This window comes from Falsiroseomonas sp. RANM36, from assembly GCF_056682175.1.
In genome coordinates, this window is the sequence record NZ_JBWXTD010000004.1 from 600,553 (window position 1) to 603,171 (window position 2,619).

2 protein-coding genes are annotated in these 2,619 nt (G+C 74.6%); both read left to right on the plus strand.

Annotated elements, in window-relative coordinates; translation table 11 throughout:
• Positions 1–389 precede the first annotated feature (389 nt).
• Positions 390–2,294: a hypothetical protein gene (locus AC1MIR_RS16670; protein ID WP_480029303.1), complete on the plus strand. Its 1,905-nt coding sequence runs from the start codon at positions 390–392 to the stop codon at positions 2,292–2,294.
• 25 nt (positions 2,295–2,319) lie between these two features.
• A complete protein-coding gene (locus AC1MIR_RS16675) occupies positions 2,320–2,589 on the plus strand; it encodes a hypothetical protein (protein ID WP_480029304.1) in 270 nt (89 codons plus the stop codon).
• Positions 2,590–2,619 lie beyond the last annotated feature (30 nt).

Consider the following 2,619-nt stretch of genomic DNA (forward strand, 5'->3'; position numbering starts at 1 on the left):
CCCCCGCCGCCGGGCCCGCCGGGCGGGGGTCGGGGGGGGGGGGGGGGCGCGGGGGCGCGGGGCCGGCGCCCCCCCCCGCCCCCCCGCGGCCGAGCTGGTGGTGAAGGAGAATGTCTGCCTCGAAGGGCCGGTCTTCCCAGGCGGGCAGCGGCCCTCCGGCGACTACCGCAGCCTGCCCGGCACCATCCTGCTGGACTCCACGCGCACCCTTCGCGTTCTCCGCGGCGCGACGCTGCGCCGCGGGGGGGGGGGGGGGGGCGGGCGCGGCCCCCCCCCCCCCCCCGCGCCCGCGGCGCGCGAGCCGCCCCCCCCGCCTGCCCGGCACCTCCCGGCTGCCCCCCCCGCGCCCCCTGCGCGTTCGCCGCGGCGCGCCGCGGCGCCGCGTCGCGGTGATCCGCGACGGACTCGGCGCGCCGCCGACCACGGTTCGCGCGGCGATCAACCTGCGCGCCGCCATGGCCGGCACAGCCATCACCATCGGCGACGGCTCCGGCACGCACCACGACGTGCTGGTCGAGGACGTGCTGGTGCTGGGCTTCGACCTGGCGCTGCGGGCGGACAACAGCCAGCGCTTCAACCTGCGGCGGATGCGCGGCGACAACCGCAACGGCATCTACCTGTCGCGCACCTTCGACATCACCCGCATCCACGACGTGCATTTCTGGCCCTTCCTCACCGGCAACCTGTCGGGCGTGACCCTGGCGCAGTTCGGCATCGCGGGGGTGGCGAACAACGGCAGCGGCCTGATCCGCGTCACCACCGCCGCGGCGCATGGCCTTGTCACCGGCGACCGGGTGAACGTCACGGGCGTCAACGGCGGGCCCAACGCCAACGGCCGCCGCACCGCGACGGTGGTGGACGCCACGCGCCTCGACCTGCAGGGCAGCAGCTTCTCCGGCAGCTGGACCGGCGGAGGCACGCTGACGATCTGGAACAATCGCCGCCTCGGCACCGCCTTCCGCATCGAGACCAGCGATGTCGCGGAATTCGTCAACTGCTTCAGCTACGGCTACGACCTGGGCTTCGACCTCGGCGACGGCGCGCAGTCCATCCAGCTCAACAATTGCAGCGTTGACGACCTGCTGTCGCTGAAAGACCCGCTGACGGTCGGCGCCTGGATCCGCGGCAGCGCGTTCCGGACGAAATGGCTGGGCGGCTTCATCAGCAGCATGGCCACCGCCGTGCGCGTGGCCAGCACCTCGCCGAACCAGGGCGACAACCAGTTCGTCGGCGTGATGGTGGGCGGCGACGGCGCGGCCCGCACGGTGGAGGTGCTGGATGGCGGGCTGACGCTGGTGGCCTGCGACCTGCCGGCGGCGAGCGTCTATCTCGCCTCGACAGGCGACAGCCTCTCGGTCGTCGCCTCCGACACGCGCAGCACGACATTCAGCGGGCAGACGCCGGCGGATGTGTCGCGCATCGTGCTGGTGGCCAACCGGACGCAGGCGATCGGCTCATCGCCCGACCAGGGCACGGTGCTGTTCCGCCGCTCCGAGACGCTCGGCGCGGAGCTCGGCTTCGAGAACCAGGACGCCGCGCTCGCCTACACGCTGTCGGTCGGCGCCGGGGCGCTGGCGCCGCTCGAGATCGGCGGGCTCGCGGGCGTCAATCCGAATGGCGGCGTCGTGCTCGGCGCGCCCGCGGCGATGACGGCGCCGATGACGCTGACGCTGCGCCGCGCCTCCGACACGCCGGCGAATGGCGATGCGCTGGGCCCGCTCGCCTTCGCCGGCAGGAACGCCGGAGGCAGCCAGACCACCTTCGCGCGCGCCGGCGCCGTCAGCGAGGCGGTCGCGACCGGCAGCGAGGCCGGCGCCTTCGTCATCGAGACCCGCAACGGCGCGACGCTCACCGAACGCCTGCGCGTCAGCGCGACCGGCACGGTGACGCTGCAGGGGCCGCTGGTGCTGCCGGGCGATCCCACCGCATCCGCCCAGGCGGCCAGCAAGGGCTACGTGGATGCGCAGTTCACCGCGCGCCGGCTGCCCGTGGCCGCGGCCTCCGGCGCCACGGCGCTGACGCTGGCGGCGCACAATGCGCGGCTGGTGAGCCTCGGCGCGGGCGCGACGCTGTCCATCGACTGGACGGCGACCGGCGACGGCTTCTCCTGCCTGGTCGCCAACCGCACCGGCGCCGATCTCGCGATCGCCATGACCGGCTTCACGGCCACAACGCCGACCAACCCGGACGGGCTGACGAAGCTGCGCAATGGCGGCCTCGCCACGCTGCTCGCCTACAGCCCGGATGGCGGCACGACGCGGCTGCTGATGCTCGCCGGCGCGGCCGCCGCGTGATCCCGACCCTGAAGAGGAGCCCCACATGACCGAATGGAGCCTCTGCCGCTGGCACGGCCCGCCGGCGACGCTGGAGGCCGCGCTGCGCCAGCTCGGCTGGCATGGGCCCGGAGAGACGGCGTCGGGCGCCCTCGATCCGCGGGTCGGCGGCTTCATCCCGCCGGCGGACGAAGCGCCGCGAATCCTGGACGGGCTGGCCTATGCGACCGTGGTCGCCAAAGCGCCGCTCGCCTGTCCGGAAGGCCTGGAGGAGACCGGGCCGCAGCTTTCGACGGCACTGCTCGGCAGCTTCTGAGGAAGGAACGGGGCGAGGCTCCGCCTCGCG

Coding starts and splice junctions, on each gene's coding strand:
- AC1MIR_RS16675 (WP_480029304.1), top strand. CDS start 2,320: ATGACCGAATGGAGCCTCTGCCGCTGGCACGGCCCGCCGGCGACGCTG.